Origin of the sequence: Dongia mobilis (assembly GCF_004363235.1) — a bacterium.
Taxonomy (GTDB): Bacteria; Pseudomonadota; Alphaproteobacteria; order Dongiales; family Dongiaceae; genus Dongia; species Dongia mobilis.
Genome location: NZ_SNYW01000014.1, coordinates 26,766 through 42,932, shown reverse-complemented (window position 1 = coordinate 42,932; position 16,167 = coordinate 26,766). Strand labels below are relative to the sequence as shown.

The following is a 16,167-nucleotide window of genomic DNA, read 5'->3' as shown; positions in this document are numbered from 1 at the left end:
TGAACTCCTCAGGCCCGGACCGGTGCGGTGGCGCCGCCGATGGCAGTTTCCTGCCGGCGGTCGCCGCGGATGGTCCGTGCGACGTTGTAGACCATGATCAGCGAGCCCAGCAGGAACAGGACACCGCCCAGCGCGCGGATCACGTAATAGGGATGCATGGCATCGACCGTCTCGACGAAGCTGAACTGCAGGAAGCCCAGGGTGTCGTAGGCGCGCCACATCAGGCCCTGCATGATGCCGCTGATCCACATCGACGTGATGTAGAGGACAATGCCGAAGGTGGCCGTCCAGAAGTGCCATTCGACCAGGCGCTGCGAATAGAGGCCCGAGCGCTTCCACAACACCGGCACCAGGAAGTAGACCGCGCCGAAGCTGACGAAGGCGACCCAGCCGAGGGCCCCCGAATGCACGTGGCCGATGGTCCAGTCGGTATAGTGGCTGAGCGAGTTGACCGCCTTGATCGACATCACCGGGCCTTCGAAGGTCGACATGCCGTAGAAGCCGACCGAGGTCACCAGGAAGCGCAGCACCGGATCGGTGCGAAGCTTGTCCCAGGCGCCGGAGAGGGTCATCAGGCCGTTGATCATGCCGCCCCAGGAGGGCATCCACAGCATCACCGAGAAGGTCATGCCGAGGGTCTGCGTCCAGTCCGGCAGCGAAGTGTAGTGGAGATGGTGCGGGCCGGCCCAGATGTAGAGGAAGATCAGGGACCAGAAATGCACGATGGAGAGGCGGTAGGAATAGACCGGCCGGTTCGCCTGCTTCGGCACGAAGTAATACATGATGCCGAGGAACCCGGCGGTCAGGAAGAAGCCGACCGCATTGTGGCCGTACCACCATTGCAGCATCGCGTCCTGCACGCCGGAGAAGAGCGAATAGCTCTTGGCGCCGAAGAAGGAGACGGGAATGGCGAGGTTGTTGCCGATATGCAGGATGGCGATGGTGACGATGAAGGCGAGATAGAACCAGTTGGCGACGTAGATATGCGGTTCCTTCCGCTTCATCAGTGTGCCGAGGAAGATCAGCAGGTAGACGACCCATACCAGGGTCAGCCACAGATCGACATACCATTCCGGTTCGGCGTATTCGCGGCCGCCGGTGATGCCGAGGACATAGCCGAGTGCCGCCATCACGATGAACAGCTGGTAGCCCCAGAACAGGAACTCGGCCAAGGCGTCACCGCCCCAGAGCCTTGCGCGGCAGGTACGCTGCACCACGTAGAGCGACGTGCCGAGCAGGGCATTGCCGCCGAAGGCGAAGATCGCGGCCGAGGTGTGGACCGGCCGCAGGCGGCCGAAGCTGGTCCATTCCAGGCCGAGGTTGAGAAAGGGGAAGGCCAACTGCAGGGCAATGACAACGCCGACCAGGAAGGCGACGACGCCCCAGAAGACTGTGGCCAGCGTGAACAGCTTGACGATCTGCTCGTTATAGGTCTCGTGCTTGGCGTGGACCGGGCCGGTGCCCGCCGCCGCGACGGCGCTGCTCATGACAGCTTCTCCTCATTGCCGTAGGCGTTGGTGATCAGGCGGAAAATCATCAGGATGCCGAAGAACAGCAATCCGGCACCGAAGATCTCCATGCCGATGTCGTGGGCGTGCGACCACAGGACCAGGCCGATCAGGCTGATGGCGGCCAGCAGGATTGTGGCAATCCAGTTTCCAATCCCGAACATGACGGTGAACCTCCGTGGAAAAATCTGGCGGCAGCGCGCTCAGCGCGGTGCCGCGACGATGTCGCGATAGGCATGCCATGAGGCATGCCCGAGAAGTGGCATGGTGACGATCAGCCCGATGCAGAGCGTGACGATCCCGGCAATGCTGAAAAGGACGATCAGTGCACCCCAGCCGAGGAGGACCCGCCAATTGACGATGCTGGCGGCAATGGAGGTCGCGATGGCCTGCGGCACGCCGATATCGCGATCGAGCAACAGCGGAAATGAAACCACCGAGATGGAGAACACAATTCCGGCCAGCACGGCGCCGATGCCGCATCCCACCAGCCAGAAGGGGATGTTCTTGGGGGAGAGCAGGGTGTCGAGCACGAAGCTGTTCCAGGAGACCGGCTGGCCGCCGAAGAACAGGGCATAGATGAGGATGGCGATGTAGATCCAGGCGACCTGGAACAGCATGAGAATGAGGCCGAGGGTGAAGATCTGACCCGGCCGCTGGCGCCAAGACAGCGCAATGTCGACCAGATTGAGCGGCAGCCCCTGTTCCAGCCGGCGGCTGGTCTCGTAGAAGCAGATGCCGAGGAGAGGGGCCAGGAACATGAAGCCGGCAGCCAGCGGCCAGACATAGGGCCAGAGATCGGCCTGCCAGGCCATGGCGAGGATCAGAAACGAGACGGCGGCGATGGCGATGCCGAAGCAGAAATCGACCGCCTGGGCGCGCCGGAAATCCTGCCAGCCGCGGCGCAGCCAATCCCAGGTATCGTCCACCTCGACCCGATTGATCGGCAGGACGATGCCTCGATAATCGCCCGTCAATTCGATGTCCGCGCGCTGCTGTTGTCCCCGGGCCATGACGCCCCCTCCCTCGTCGCAAGTCGGATCCGTCGCCGGCCGACGAATCCTCCCGCAAAAGCTAGGTTGAGAGGCCCGGCGGGACATTGATTTAGATCAATGTGGCGGCTCATGATGCAGTGCGAGATAGCGGCAGAATGACGCTGCCGGCAGGTGATCCGGCCCGGTTAACGGGACCCCGTTGGCGTGGTCCTTTCGTCCGGGTCCGCCCGGGCCGGAAACGGAGACAGAAGGTTCATGTCGGACGGCATATCCGCCTTTGCAGCATTGGCTGCCCATTGCCAGGACGTGGCGGTGGCGCATGGGCCGGTTTTCCTGGGCCTGCTGGTCGCCGGCTTTGTTGGATCGGCCGGGCATTGCGTCGGCATGTGCGGCCCCTTCGTGCTGGCCCAGAGCGGCGGCCGTATGGCCAGGGTGCCGCTGCAAGGTGGCGCCCTGCGGCTGGAACTGCGCCGGCTGCAGGCGGGTCTGGCGCTGCCCTATCAGGTCGGCCGCGCCACCACCTACATTCTTGCCGGCGCGTTGCTGGCGGCACCCTTCGGTGTGGCCAGCCATCTGACCGATTGGCCCTATCTCGCACCCTCGCTGCTGGCCTTTGCGGCCATCATTTTCGCCTGGCAGGCATGGCGCGGCTTCGGCCTGCCGTCGCCGCGCCTGTGGGGTGACGCCCTGCCACGCCTTGCCGGGCCCCTGCTGCAGGCGCCGTTCGGCTGGCGCGGCTTCGTCCTGGGGCTGCTGCTGGGTTTCATGCCCTGCGGCCTGCTCTATGGCGCGCTGGCAGCGGCGGCGGCCACGGCCGATCCGCTGGCGGCAGCCATCGGCATGGCGGGCTTCGTCCTTGGCACGATTCCGGCGCTGGGGGCGGTGGGCTATCTCGGCGGACGGGCCGCCTTGCGCTGGCGGCCGCTGGCGCAACGCGCGCTGCCATTCGTTGCCGGCTTCAACGCCTGCATCCTGCTGGCGATGGCCCTGCGCGACGCCCTCTGACCGCGGCCTCTATTCGGCCGCGTCGGCAACCTGCTCGGGCTCCGGCGTCCTATCTGGTTCTGGCGTCCTATCTGGTTCTGGTGCCCGCTTCGCGCCGAGCGGGGGAAACACGAGGCGCATGCGCGTGCCTGCGCCAAGACACGTTTCGACACCGATTTCGCCGCCATGCAAGCGGATCAGGCCCTGCGTAATGGAGAGGCCGAGGCCTGTGCCGCCCTGGCTCGATCCGGCGACCTGGGCAGAGCGAACGCCGAAGGGCGAGAAAAGGTGCGGCAGGAACTGCGCCGGGATACCGCAGCCGGTATCGGCGACGGTGACGGCAACGCCACCATCCTGCAATTGCTCCACCTCGACGGCAACCCGACCGCCTGCGGCGGTGTGGCGAACGGCGTTGCTCAGCAGGTTGATCAGCATCTGGCTGAAGGCGCGGCGGTCGCAGTTCAACTGTACCGACATGGTCGCGGGCGGCACATCCAGAACGATGCCGCGGGCATCTGCCGCCGGGCGCACCATGTTGATGGCATCCTCGATCAGCGGCCGAATGTCCTGCAGGGCGAAGGTGAGTTCGAACTTCTCCGCTTCGATCTTGGACAGGTCGAGCACGTCGTTGATCAGTTCCAGCAGGTGCTGGCCGCTGCGATTGATGTGCGCCACATATTCGCGATAGCGCGCATCGCCGAGCTGCCCGTAGAGCTCGAGGTTGAGCACCTCGGAAAAGCCGAGGATGGCGTTGAGCGGCGTGCGCAATTCATGGCTCATATTGGCGAGGAAATTGGATTTCGTGCGATTGGCGCGTTGCAGTTCGATGTTGCGGTTCTGCAACGCCAGCTGCGCGGCCTCGATCCGGCGCTGGGAAATGCCGATCCGGGCGGCCATGCCGTTGAAGGCGCTCGCCAGGCGCCCGATCTCGTCCCGGTTGTTGATGGCGGCGCGGCTGTCGAAATCCCCGTTTTCAAAGCGCTGTACGGAACCGGCCAACGCCCGCAGTGGCTTGATGACGCGACGCTGCAGCAGCATGTGGATCACCATCGCCACGATCACGAAGGCGATCAGCGTGACGATGGCCGAGCCTATGAAGGCCTGCGATACGCGGCCGGACACGCTGCTCACCGGGACCAGATGGATCAGGCGCCAATGCGGCTCCCGAACCTCGCTGGCGACGGCGAGGAATGGCTGGCCCAGGAATTCCGCGGCGACGATGTCGGAATCCGCGCCGTTGCCGGCGGTCAGACTTGCGAGGACCGGCGCCAGGGCCGCGTCGATCTCGGCCTTGTCGGCTGGGCCGAAGGCGGCGCTCTCGATATGCTGCTGCCATTGGCCCGCCAGCATGTAGTTGCCGTTGCTGTCGATCAGGAAATCCTGGGCGCGGGCGAAGGCCGGGTCGAGGCTCAGGCGCTCGAAGAGTCCCGCCAGGAGAAAGTCGTGGCCGATGGCGCCGATCCACTGCCCACGGATATCCAGGGGCCGCACGACGCTGACCACCCACGAATTCGAGATCGGGTCGAAGGTGGGATCGGTCCAATACAGATCGCGCGCCGGATTGACCTCCGGGTCGGCACCGGCAAGCCACTGGGGCGTGCCATGCTCGTTTTCGGGTGTGGCGTTGAAGATGTAGCGCGGTACGCGCGGCATCATGACGATCATCGACCGCCAGCGGGTCATCAGCCACATGGTGTCGAAGCGCATGAGCTGTGCCGTGCCGAACAACTCGATCATCGGCGCAAGGCGCGCGTGGAAAGCCCGGGTGAACGGTGTCTGGGGCGTGCGCGGGTCGATATAGGTGCCGGCCTGTGTCTTGCCATCGAAGCGCTTGGGGTCGGACCTGGTCGAGCCGTCGGGAAACGGCACGAATTGCAGCGCGAACCGGGTGTCATCTTCCAGCGTGGGCGGATCCGCCATTTCGCGATGGACGAAAGCTGCCAGCTTTTCCAGGCTGACCTCGGCCTGCTCCAGGGTTGTCTCGATTTCGTGGACCTTGCTCTGCTGGATTGCGTGGATGAGCTGCTTGGCGTCGTCGATCGCCCAGCGTTCGCTGAGTTGTTGCAACATCAGCGCTGACGGTACGCCAACCAGGAATACGCTGATGGTCAGCGCGGCCATGATCTGGCGCGACAGGCGCGCCTTGAGCCATCTGGATAGCCACCGAATTGAAACAGCCTGCATGGTTCCCCCGGGCAAAGCAGCCATTACTCTTGCGCATGCTGCTTAATAAACCATTGATTTTGCAGCTTATGCGACCTTTGGATGCGAAACACAAAAACGGCGTTAACGGGTTGAAAAAAAGGGAAAAGTCACGCATTCTCCGGGCGCGAATCACGGAAAAAATTGAAATGAATCAAGCAATGAGCAGTCGCAACCTTGCTGCCCAGGCGGTTTCCGCCGTCGTGGAGGAAACCCTGGTCGATGGTTCCCCTGATCGGCTGGCGGCGGAGCTTGCGCGCACCGTTGATCGTTCGGCCGAGGCCCTTCTGGGGCGGCAGCATCCGGACGGACACTGGGCCTTCGAGTTGGAGGCCGATGCGACCATTCCGGCGGAATATGTCCTGCTCAAGCATTTCCTGGACGAGATCGATCCCGCGACAGAAGCAAAGATCGTCCGCTATCTGAAGAACATTCAGGGCGACCATGGCGGCTGGCCGCTCTATCACGGCGGCGCGTTCAACATTTCGGCCTCGGTAAAGGCCTATTACGCCCTCAAATGCTGCGGCGAGGATATCGACGCGCCTCACATGGTGCGCGCCCGCCAGGCGATCCTGGATTTCGGCGGTGCGGTGAAGAGCAATGTCTTCACCCTCATCCAGTTGGCGTTGTTCGGCCAGATTCCCTGGCGTGGCGTCCCCGTCATGCCGGTCGAGATCATGCATCTGCCGCGCTGGTTCCCGTTCCATCTCGACAAGGTGAGCTACTGGTCACGCACCGTGATCGTGCCGCTCCTGGTGCTGATGGCGAAGAAGCCGCGGTCCCGCAATCCCAAGCAGGTCGACGTGCGTGAACTGTTCGTGGTGCCGCCGGAACAGGTGACCAATTGGTACAACATGGACCGCAAGGGGCCCTGGGCGGTCTTTTTCCGCGTGATCGACCGGATCCTGCAGCGGTCCGACTGGCTGTTTCCGAAAGGATCGCGTCAAAAGGCGATCGACAAGGCCGTCGCCTGGGTCTCCGAACGCCTCAACGGTGAAGACGGCCTCGGTGCCATTTACCCGGCCATGGCCAACTCGGTGATGATGTTCGACATCCTCGGCTACCCGAGGGACCATCCGGACTATTCCATCGCTCGCGCCTCGATCGAGAAGCTGATGGTATTCAAGGAGGACGAGGCCTATTGCCAGCCGTGTCTCTCGCCGGTCTGGGATACCGGTCTCGCCGCCCACGCGCTGCTGGAAGCCGGGGTCGACAAGGCCCGCGTCACGGCGGCGGCCGACTGGCTGAGGGATCGCCAGATTCTCGATGTCGTCGGCGATTGGGCGGTCAATGCACCCGGCATCCGCCCGGGCGGCTGGGCCTTCCAGTACAACAACGATCACTATCCGGATGTCGATGATACCGCGGTGGTGGTGATGGCGATGGATCGGCTGGATCACGCCCGCTACAAGGAGGCGATCGATCGCGCCGTGGAATGGATCCTGGGCCTGCAGAGCAAGAATGGCGGCTGGGGTGCCTTCGACGCCGACAACGAGTACTACTACCTCAACCATATTCCCTTCGCCGATCACGGTGCACTGCTGGATCCGCCGACCGCCGATGTCTCGGCGCGCTGCATCTCGATGCTGGCGCAGCTCGGCTATACGATGGATCACCCGAAGGTGAAGGCTGGCGTCGAATACCTGCTGCGCGAACAGGAGACGGATGGCGCCTGGTTCGGCCGCTGGGGCACCAACTACATCTATGGCACCTGGTCGGTGCTGTGCGCCTTGAACGCGATCGGCCTGCCGCCGGATCATCCGGCGATGCGCAAAGGTGTTGCCTTCCTGGCGTCCATGCAGCGCGCCGATGGCGGCTGGGGCGAGAGTGGCGATAGCTATTGGAGCGACAAGCCGCGTGGGCAAGGGCCGGAATCGACCCCGTCGCAAACCGCCTGGGCCGTGCTCGGCCTGATGGCGGCGGGCGAGGTGGACAGCGACGTGGTCACGCGCGGCATCGCCTATCTCAATGCGACGCAGAAGCCGGATGGCACCTGGGACGAACAGGAATACACCGCGGTCGGCTTCCCGCGCGTGTTCTATCTGCGCTATCACGGCTACAAGGCGTTCTTTCCGCTCTGGGCGACGGCGCGCTACCGCAACCTGAAGCAGGGCAATTCCCAGCAAGTCATGTTCGGTATGTGATGAAACTCGGCATCGTCACCGGCATGGTCTCGGAGGCGAGGCTGCTTGACGGTGTAGATGGCATCGTCGTTTCCGGCGGTGGCCATGCCGACGCGACCTTGGCGAAGATCGACGCTCTGGTCGGTAGCGGTGTCACGCATTTGGCGAGTTTTGGCATTGCCGGCGCGCTCGATCCGGCTCTTGGCCCCGGCGACCTGCTGATTGGTGCCGAGATCGTCCTGCCAGACAAGACGCGCCTCGCGGCGGATAACGCCTGGGTTGCGCGGGCGGCAACCGCCCTGCCGCAGGGCCGCGTGGCGCGGATCGCCGGCGCTTCCCATGCAGTGGCGAGCGTTGCCGACAAGAAGGCCTTGTACGATACCACGGGGGCGGCGGCGATCGACATGGAAAGCCACCACGTGGCGGCGGCCGCCAGGCGACACAACCTGCCATTCATTGTCATCCGGGCAATCGCCGATACGGCAGTGGATGCGTTGCCGCAGGCGGCCCTGGTTGGCCTTAATAAAGAAGGACGGCCCGCGATCGGTGCCGTCCTTCTGTCGCTGCTGCGGAACCCGTTCCAGTTGCCCGCCTTGCTGCGGGTGGCGCGGCGCTCCGATATCGCGCTGAAAACCTTACTCGGCGGCCGCGCGGGCCTGCTTTAGGCGTTCCTTCTCGGCGTGGATGTCGGCCATCGCCTGTTCGACATGGCGCGAGAAGACGTATTCGGCCGGACGCTGCTTGTCGAGCGGGATGTCCGCCACCATCGGCTTCTCGGTCTCGATACCCTTCATCACGACCTTGAGCGCCTTCAAAGGATTGCGGATCGTGTCCTTGACGGCACTGCCCTCGAAACCCGAATGGACCATGCAATCGGCGCATTTCTCGTAATTTCCGACGCCGTATTTGTCCCACTCGGTGGTGTCCATCAGTTCCTGGAAGCTCTTGGCATAGCCTTCGCCCAGGAGGTAGCAGGGCCGCTGCCAGCCGAACACGTTGCGCGTCGGGTTGGCCCAGGGCGTGCAGTGATAGCTCTGATTGCCGGCCAGGAAGTCGAGGAAGAGGGTCGACTGGCTGAAGCGCCAGCGCTTGCCGTTACTGCCCTGGCGGAAGATCGCGCGGAACAGGTCCTTGGTCTTCTTACGGTTGAGGAAATGCTGCTGGTCGGGTGCGCGCTCATAGGCATAGCCAGGCGACACGGTGATACCGTTCACGCCCATGGCCATCACATCGTCGAAGAATTTCGCCGCGCGGTCCGGGTCGGTGCCGTCGAAGAAGGTGCAGTTGATGTTGACGTTGAAGCCGGCTTCCTTCGCCTTCCTGATGGCGGCGACGGCGGCCTCGTAGACGCCGGTCTGGCAGACCGATTTGTCATGCTCGTCCTTCGAGCCGTCGAGATGCACCGACCAGGTGAAATAGGGTGACGGCTTGTAGAGATGCATCTTCTTCTCGAGCAGAAGCGCATTGGTGCACAGATAGATCGAGCGCTTCTGTTCGTTGATCAAACGATCGACGATTTCCGGCAGTTCCTTGTGCAGCAGCGGTTCGCCGCCGGCGATCGACACGACCGGTGCGCCGCACTCGTTCGCGGCGGCAAGGGCGTCCTCGACCGAGATGCGCTTGTTCAGGATCTCCGCCGGATAATCGATCTTGCCGCAGCCGGCACAGGCGAGGTTGCAGCGGAACAGGGGTTCCAGCATGAGCACCAGCGGATAGCGCTTGCGGCCCAGCAGATGCTGCTTGACCACATAGGCGCCGACGCGGATGGCCTGACGAAGGGGAACGGACACGGCTGCAAACTCCTTTACTGAACCTAACTCGACTGGATGCTATGCAATCAGACGAAAAAGCGATTTGACCCTATTGTGCTGCGACCGGTGCGTCAGCTAGTTCCGGCGGCAGGCGGAAGCGGACATTCTCCTCCACGCCGGCCAGCAGTTCCAGGCGCACCTCGCGCAATTCCCTGAGGCGGGCCACCAGATCTTGGACCAGGACATCGGGGGCCGAGGCCCCGGCCGTGATGCCGATCGCCGCCACGCCGTGTAGCCATTCAGGCTGCAACTGGCTGGCGTCCTCGATCAGGTGGCTGCGCACGCCGAGTTCCTCGCCCAGTTCCTTGAGACGATTCGAATTCGAGGAATTGGGCGCACCCACCACCAGGATCATGTCGACCTCGGTCGCCAGCTTGCGCACCGCCGTCTGGCGGTTCTGCGTCGCATAGCAGATGTCCTTGGTGTCCGGGCCGACGATGCTGGGGAAGCGGGCGCGCAGCGCCTCGATAATCCCGCGGGTATCGTCGACCGATAGGGTCGTCTGGGTGACAAAGGCCAATTTCTCGGGATCCGCCACTTCCAGCTTGGCTACATCCGCAGCCGTCGAAATCAGCAAGACGCCGCCTGGAATCTGGCCCATCGTCCCCTCGACTTCAGGATGCCCGGCATGGCCGATCAGGATCACCTGGCGCCCCTGGTCGGCATAGCGGGTACCCTCGTTATGGACCTTGGAAACCAGCGGGCAGGTGGCGTCGATGACATTGAGGCCGCGCTGGTGGGCGGAACTGACAACCGCCTTGGAGACGCCATGGGCGCTGAAAATGGCGAAGCGGCCTTCGGGAATTTCGTCCAGTTCCTCGACGAAGACGGCGCCCTTGGCGCGCAGGCCCTCGACCACGTGGCGATTGTGGACAATCTCGTGCCGGACATAGATTGGCGGACCGAAGCGCTCGATGGCACGTTCGACAATCTCGATTGCCCGCTCCACGCCGGCACAGAATCCGCGCGGTTGCGCCAGAACTACCCGCATTCGTATCAGACCTGCTTCAGTTTCACGTACCGATAATAACCTATTAAAGCGCTCGGTTTTTAGCGCCTGCTCGACCGGCGAGACGGATGCGGCGAAAATCTAGGTCAGGCGCCTGTTTACACAGAATCGCCATGTTTGCCTACTAGAAAGCAGTCCACTTGGGGTCCCCCTACAAGGGGGTGGAAGCTCTGGCGCAATAATATAATAAAATCGTCAACCATTTGGTGGGCAATGCATCGCAAATGGCGGAGTTGACGCCTAAACGGAGCCGGAAAGGGGTGGCACTGATGCGGCTATTTGCCTATAAGCAGCCGGATTCGCATGAACCGGAAATGCCAGAGATACCGGCCGCAGGGCTGCGCCCACAGCGCCCGGCCCCGGCAGATCCGGTATTTCTCGGACTGATTCCAAGATTCGGGTAGAAGGCCACTCCATTGACCAACAAGACCCCATTGCTCGACCGCGTGGCCACGCCGGCCCAATTGCGCCAGCTGGACCCCTCCGATCTGCGCCAGTTGGCCGACGAACTGCGCCGCGAGACCATCGATGCGGTTTCGGTGACGGGGGGCCATCTGGGCGCGGGCCTCGGCGTGGTCGAACTCACGGTGGCCATCCATTACGTCTTCGACACGCCCTATGACCGGCTGATCTGGGATGTGGGCCACCAGGCCTATCCCCACAAGATTCTGACCGGGCGTCGCGACCGCATCCGGACGCTGCGCCAGGGCGGCGGCCTCTCTGGCTTCGTGAAGCGCTCGGAATCGGAATACGATCCCTTTGGCACGGCGCATTCCTCGACCTCGATCTCTGCCGCGCTCGGCATGGCCGTCGCCAGCGAAATCCAGGGGAGGAAGCGCGCCTGCATTGCCGTCATCGGCGACGGCTCGATGTCCGCCGGCATGGCCTATGAGGCGATGAACAATGCCGGCTCGCGCGACACCAAGCTGATCGTCATCCTGAACGACAACAACATGTCGATCGCACCGCCCGTCGGCGCCCTTTCGGCCTATCTCTCGCGCTCGCTCTCCTCGACGTCGTTCCGCTCGCTGCGGCATTTCGCCAAGGACGTGTCGCGGATCCTGCCGGATCGTCTGCAGAAAATGGCGGCCCGCGCCGAGGAATATGCACGCGGCATCATCTCGGGCGGCGGCACGCTGTTCGAGGAACTGGGATTCTATTATGTCGGGCCGATCGACGGCCACAACATCGACCATCTTTTGCCCGTTCTGCAGAACCTGGCACAATCCGACGAGCCGGGACCGGTTCTGGTCCATGTCGTGACGCAGAAGGGCAAGGGCTATGCACCGGCCGAGAATTCGGCCGACCGCTATCATGGCGTGGTCAAGTTCGACGTCGAGACCGGCGTCCAGCAGAAATCGTCCCCCAAGGCGCCGAGCTATACCGGTGTCTTCGCCAAGGCGCTCATCGCCGAGGCGAAGGCCGACGAGCGGATCGTCGCCGTGACGGCGGCGATGCCTTCCGGCACGGGCCTCGACGCCTTCGGCAAGGAATTCCCGGATCGCGCCTTCGACGTCGGCATCGCCGAACAGCATGCCGTCACCTTCTGTGCCGGTATGGCGACCGAGGGACTGAAGCCGTTCTGCACCATCTACTCGACCTTCCTGCAACGCGGCTATGACCAGGTCGTGCATGACGTGGCGATCCAGAGCCTGCCGGTCCGCTTCGCCATTGACCGGGCCGGTCTGGTCGGTGCCGACGGGCAGACCCATGCCGGCAATTACGATGTCGCCTATCTCGGCTGCCTGCCCAATTTCGTCCTGATGGCGCCGGCGGACGAGGCGGAACTGATGCATATGGTGGCGACTGCCGCCGCCATCGACGATCGGCCGTCGGCCTTCCGCTATCCGCGCGGCGAGGGAATCGGCGTCGAACTTCCGGCCCGGGGCGAAGTCCTGCCGATCGGCAAGGGCCGTATCGTTCGCGAGGGGTCGCGGATCGCACTTCTTTCCTTTGGCACCCGGCTTGCCGAGACACTGAAGGCGGCCGACGAACTTTCCGCCAAGGGCCTGTCCTGCACCGTCGCCGACGCGCGCTTCTGCAAGCCGCTGGACGAGGAACTGATCGGCCGGCTGGCGCGGGAACACGAAGTCTTGATCACCATCGAGGAAGGTGCGATTGGCGGTTTCGGCTCTCACGTCCTACATTTCCTGGCGCGGGCCGGTTTGCTCGATCGCGGACTGAAAGTGAGGCCGATGGTGATTCCCGATATCTGTATCGACCATGATGCGCCGCAGAAGCAGTATGACGTGGCCGGCCTGAATGCCCGCCACATCGTCAGCGAAGTGCTGGCAGCACTTGGCGTTGCCGAGGCGAGCGCCCGGGCATGATCTCGCGGCGTACCCTGCTAGGCAGCCTCGCTGTGGCCGGGGCCGGTATGGTGCTGGGTCCGCGCCGGGTCCTGGCCGATGCCGGCGTCGAGGCGACGGCTCGGATCACGGCGTTCTATGACGCGTTGCTCGAATGCATGCGCAACGGCGCCGAACTCGGTTTTGACGGGCGTTACCGGATCATCCAGCCGGTGCTCAATGACACCTTCGATGTGGCCACGATGTGCCGCATATCCGTCGGCCCGGACTGGACCGCGATGTCTGGCGAGGACAAGGGTGCCGTGCTGCAGACCTTCGATCGCTACATCGTCACGACCTACGCCGCCCGGTTCCGCAGCTACAGCAACCAGAAGTTCGAGATCGGTGCCGTCAAATCGGCCGGCGAGGACCGGGTGCTGGTGGAAACCAAGCTGGTTCGCTCGAATGGCGAGCCGGTGGAGTTGAACTATCTGTTCCGCCTCAATGAAAATGCCTGGCGTGTGATCGACATCTATCTTGCCGGATCGATCTCGCAGATGGCGCAGCTGCGCGCGGAATTCGCGCAGAGCCTGCGCCAGGGCGGCGCCACCGCCCTCGTCGCCCAGCTCGAGCAGAAGATCCAGGACCTCAAGAAGGAAGCCTGATCCCCGGGCGAGACTGAGGATGCGGCGGCCGGCCCAGCATCGCCGGCAGGAAGCCGAACACGACCGCCAGCAGCACGCCAAGCGAGATCAGCAGCAGCAGCCCCATGCGCGACGTGCCGGGATGGCTCGACATGGCGAGGCTGCCGAAGGACGCCGCCGTCGTCAGCGCGCTGAACAGGACGGCGCGCGCCGTTCCGGTCGACAGCGCATGCTCGACCCCGCGCCGCCAGTTGACGACAAAATAGATGTTGAACGCCACGCCGATGCCAAGCAGCAGCGGCAACGCGATGACATTGGCGAAATCGAGCTTCAATCCGATGCTGACGCAGACCACGATCGTCGCCAGCGTCGCCACTAGCAATGGCAGCAGGACGTAGATGACATCGCGCAGGCGCCGCAGAACCACGGCCATCAGCAGCGCGATCGCAACGATCGCCGTCGCTGTGGCAATCTGGAAGGCGCGGGTGACGGCCCGCCCGGATTCATAGATCTGCACGGCGGGTCCGGTGGCATGGGGGGCGACACTGCGCACCGCGGCCACGAAATCCGCCAATACCTCGTTGTCGTCGCTGTCGCCCTTCGGCATGACGGTCAGCCGCCAAGAGCCATCGGCGGCGATCCAATCCTTGCGGATCTCGTCGGGCAGGGTCGCGACGCTGAGCGGTTGGGCGGTGAGTGCCGAGGCAAGCGCGGAAATGCGCGGCATGAGGCCGCCGACCAGCATACGGTGAAGCTCGGGATAGATCGCGGGGTCTGCGTCTGCCGCCTGGTCGAGTAGCCGCGCCAGTTCCTGGGCGCGGCTGGAATCGGGCAGGGCGATGCGCAGATCGGCGGCGCATTGGCGGAAGGCGGCCCGGATCTCATCGACGCTGGGTGGGGCGCGCTGATCCAGCGGCGTCAGGCTGAGCCCCAGCAGCAGGTCCAGATCGGCCAGGATGGCGAGCTTCTCGTCCTGATCCTTGGGTACGAACGTGCTGGCGGACAGGACGGCAAAGACCTCGGGCAGGTCGGCGATGGATTGCTTCAGTGCCTCTGCCTGCTCGGCATCGGGCGCCAGTACTTCGATGGCATAGGGGGTGCGCAGAGGATCCTTCATCAGGTCATAGATCGCCGCCATCGATTCGACATTGGGATCCTTCAGATGCAGCGGATGGAAGTCGAAGGCGAGGCGGGGCGACAGGGCCAGTCCGGTCGCCGCCAGCGCCAGCCAGAAGGCGAGCACCAGCGGCCGGCGGTGCGCCAGAAAGGCGTCCAGGCGCCTGGTCCAGGGCATGGCCATCTCGCGCCCGCCGATCCGCGGCTGCAGCAGGGCCAGCAGCGCCGGCAGCAGGGTAACGTTGAGGACCAGTGTCACGGCCATGCCGGCGCTGGCGATGCGACCGAGTTCGGAGACGCCGCTGTAATCCGTCGGAATGAAGGCGGCGAATCCGACCGCGGTAGCGATTGCCGCCAGGGTCAAGGGCCGGGCCATCGCGGCGCCGGCGCTGACCAGCGGCGCGGGCGTGCCCTCGATCGCTTCCTGGCCGAAGCGGACACCGTATTGGATGCCGAAATCGATCGACAGGCCGATGAACATGACCGCGAAGGCGATCGAGATCAGGTTGAGGCTGCCGACCGTCAGCGTGGCGAAGGCGAAGGTCAGGATCAGGCCGACGATCAGGGTGGCGAAGGTGGCGAGAATCAGCTTGAAAGAGCGCAAGGCGATGAAGAGCAGACCGAGCACCAGGACCACCGAGAGCACCAGGGCAAAGCCCATGCCTTCCCTGACCGTCGCAAATTCGTCGTCATTGAGCGCTGCCTGGCCGGTCAGGCGGACGGTGACGCCGGTCTCCGGTACCAGGTTGAGCTCGATGGCCGTTTCGCGGATGAAGGCACTGGCCGCCGCGGATGGTTTCAGGCTGGTGAAGTTGCGGTTGGGCTGGGTCAGGATCAGTTTGCGCAATTCGCGCGGCTCGGCGTCGCGGTTGAGCATCAGCGCCTGCCACGACATCGCCTGGCGACCACCGGCCAGGGCTTCGCTCAGGGTCGCGGCAATCTGCGACAGCGGCCGTTCCAGCCGCTCCATGCCGGTCGCCCGTTCACGCACGCCCTGCATCGCGAGGCTCAGTACGTCAAAGAGCCCGCGCAGGCTGGGATCCTGGCTGATGGCGCCGATGAAGGGCTGCGCCTCGATCACCGCATCGGCGATCCTGCGGACTTCCTCCGTCTTCAGGAACAAGAGCCCATAACGCTGGAAGAACGGCCCGCCATCGGCGCGCCGGGCGGTCGCAAACAGGTCTGGGCGTGCGGCGATCCGCTGGAACAGGGCGGCGGCCGCGTCCTCGGCGATGTCGGGCGTGGCGCCGTCGACCATGACCACCAGCAGGACGCTGTTCTGGGGAAAGAGATCGTTGAACTTCGCCAATTCCTGCCGCCAAGGCAATTCCGGCGAGATCATGTTGGTGGTATCGGTATCGAAGCTGATGTTGCGCGCGGTATAGTAGCCGGCCAGCGCCGTCAGCAGCAGCATGGCGGGCACGAACAGCCTGGCAAAGCGCGTACTCCAGGCGACGATTGCGGCGAACAGCCGGTCCAGCATCGGT

The 16,167-nt window shown here is 64.0% G+C and carries 12 protein-coding genes; 5 read left to right on the top strand and 7 right to left on the bottom strand.

Features of this window, described 5'->3' with window-relative positions; translation table 11 throughout:
* Positions 1-8: 8 nt before the first annotated feature.
* Genes ccoN through A8950_RS18320 form a run of 3 tightly spaced genes read right to left on the bottom strand, consistent with a single transcriptional unit; the run spans position 9 to position 2,521 of the window.
* On the bottom strand, positions 9-1,487 hold the full coding sequence (ccoN, locus tag A8950_RS18330) for a cytochrome-c oxidase, cbb3-type subunit I (RefSeq protein ID WP_133615141.1): 1,479 nt from the start codon (positions 1,485-1,487) through the stop codon (positions 9-11).
* Positions 1,484-1,672 carry a hypothetical protein gene (locus A8950_RS18325; RefSeq protein ID WP_133615140.1) on the bottom strand — a complete coding sequence of 63 codons (189 nt, stop codon included), beginning with the start codon at positions 1,670-1,672 and terminating at the stop codon, positions 1,484-1,486. Before A8950_RS18325 ends, ccoN begins: the two co-directional genes overlap by 4 nt.
* Before the next feature lie 39 nt (positions 1,673-1,711).
* Positions 1,712-2,521 (bottom strand): DUF2189 domain-containing protein, encoded by an 810-nt coding sequence (locus tag A8950_RS18320; RefSeq protein WP_166645270.1) that lies wholly within the window; start codon positions 2,519-2,521, stop codon positions 1,712-1,714.
* Positions 2,522-2,758: 237 nt separating this feature from the next.
* Between A8950_RS18320 and A8950_RS18315 the strand changes: the two genes are divergently transcribed.
* A complete protein-coding gene (locus A8950_RS18315; RefSeq protein WP_133615138.1) occupies positions 2,759-3,508 on the top strand; it encodes a sulfite exporter TauE/SafE family protein in 750 nt (249 codons plus the stop codon).
* 9 nt (positions 3,509-3,517) lie between these two features.
* On the opposite strand, the gene A8950_RS18310 is transcribed toward A8950_RS18315, so the two are convergent.
* Positions 3,518-5,671 (bottom strand): ATP-binding protein, encoded by a 2,154-nt coding sequence (locus A8950_RS18310; RefSeq protein WP_166645269.1) that lies wholly within the window; start codon positions 5,669-5,671, stop codon positions 3,518-3,520.
* A gap of 179 nt (positions 5,672-5,850) precedes the next feature.
* Between A8950_RS18310 and shc the strand changes: the two genes are divergently transcribed.
* Positions 5,851-7,833, top strand: a complete 1,983-nt coding sequence (gene shc / locus A8950_RS18305; protein ID WP_133615136.1) for a squalene--hopene cyclase — start codon at positions 5,851-5,853, stop codon at positions 7,831-7,833.
* On the top strand, positions 7,833-8,477 hold the full coding sequence (locus A8950_RS18300) for a phosphorylase family protein (RefSeq protein WP_133615135.1): 645 nt from the start codon (positions 7,833-7,835) through the stop codon (positions 8,475-8,477). Before shc ends, A8950_RS18300 begins: the two co-directional genes overlap by 1 nt.
* Here A8950_RS18300 and hpnH read toward each other — a convergent pair.
* The gene (hpnH, locus tag A8950_RS18295) at positions 8,448-9,602 is read right to left on the bottom strand and encodes an adenosyl-hopene transferase HpnH (RefSeq protein ID WP_133615134.1); all 1,155 of its coding nucleotides are present in this window, start codon (positions 9,600-9,602) and stop codon (positions 8,448-8,450) included. The genes A8950_RS18300 and hpnH overlap by 30 nt on opposite strands.
* Before the next feature lie 70 nt (positions 9,603-9,672).
* On the bottom strand, positions 9,673-10,614 hold the full coding sequence (gene ispH, locus A8950_RS18290; RefSeq protein ID WP_133615133.1) for a 4-hydroxy-3-methylbut-2-enyl diphosphate reductase: 942 nt from the start codon (positions 10,612-10,614) through the stop codon (positions 9,673-9,675).
* 434 nt (positions 10,615-11,048) lie between these two features.
* Between ispH and dxs the strand changes: the two genes are divergently transcribed.
* Positions 11,049-12,962 (top strand): 1-deoxy-D-xylulose-5-phosphate synthase, encoded by a 1,914-nt coding sequence (gene dxs / locus A8950_RS18285; protein ID WP_133615132.1) that lies wholly within the window; start codon positions 11,049-11,051, stop codon positions 12,960-12,962.
* The gene (locus A8950_RS18280; RefSeq protein WP_133615131.1) at positions 12,959-13,585 is read left to right on the top strand and encodes an ABC transporter substrate-binding protein; all 627 of its coding nucleotides are present in this window, start codon (positions 12,959-12,961) and stop codon (positions 13,583-13,585) included. The genes dxs and A8950_RS18280 overlap by 4 nt, the downstream gene beginning before the upstream one ends.
* Here A8950_RS18280 and A8950_RS18275 read toward each other — a convergent pair.
* Complete coding sequence (locus tag A8950_RS18275) at positions 13,569-16,163, bottom strand: MMPL family transporter (RefSeq protein ID WP_133615130.1); 2,595 nt, start codon at positions 16,161-16,163, stop codon at positions 13,569-13,571. The genes A8950_RS18280 and A8950_RS18275 overlap by 17 nt on opposite strands.
* Positions 16,164-16,167: the final 4 nt, after the last annotated feature.

Excerpts from the sequence above, each read along its gene's own strand:
- A8950_RS18310 (WP_166645269.1), bottom strand. The coding sequence starts at position 5,671 with ATGCAGGCTGTTTCAATTCGGTGGCTATCCAGATGGCTCAAGGCGCGC.
- A8950_RS18325 (WP_133615140.1), bottom strand. The coding sequence starts at position 1,672 with ATGTTCGGGATTGGAAACTGGATTGCCACAATCCTGCTGGCCGCCATC.
- A8950_RS18300 (WP_133615135.1), top strand. The coding sequence starts at position 7,833 with ATGAAACTCGGCATCGTCACCGGCATGGTCTCGGAGGCGAGGCTGCTT.
- A8950_RS18315 (WP_133615138.1), top strand. The coding sequence starts at position 2,759 with ATGTCGGACGGCATATCCGCCTTTGCAGCATTGGCTGCCCATTGCCAG.
- ccoN (WP_133615141.1), bottom strand. The coding sequence starts at position 1,487 with ATGAGCAGCGCCGTCGCGGCGGCGGGCACCGGCCCGGTCCACGCCAAG.
- A8950_RS18275 (WP_133615130.1), bottom strand. The coding sequence starts at position 16,163 with ATGCTGGACCGGCTGTTCGCCGCAATCGTCGCCTGGAGTACGCGCTTT.
- A8950_RS18320 (WP_166645270.1), bottom strand. The coding sequence starts at position 2,521 with ATGGCCCGGGGACAACAGCAGCGCGCGGACATCGAATTGACGGGCGAT.
- A8950_RS18280 (WP_133615131.1), top strand. The coding sequence starts at position 12,959 with ATGATCTCGCGGCGTACCCTGCTAGGCAGCCTCGCTGTGGCCGGGGCC.
- shc (WP_133615136.1), top strand. The coding sequence starts at position 5,851 with ATGAGCAGTCGCAACCTTGCTGCCCAGGCGGTTTCCGCCGTCGTGGAG.
- ispH (WP_133615133.1), bottom strand. The coding sequence starts at position 10,614 with ATGCGGGTAGTTCTGGCGCAACCGCGCGGATTCTGTGCCGGCGTGGAG.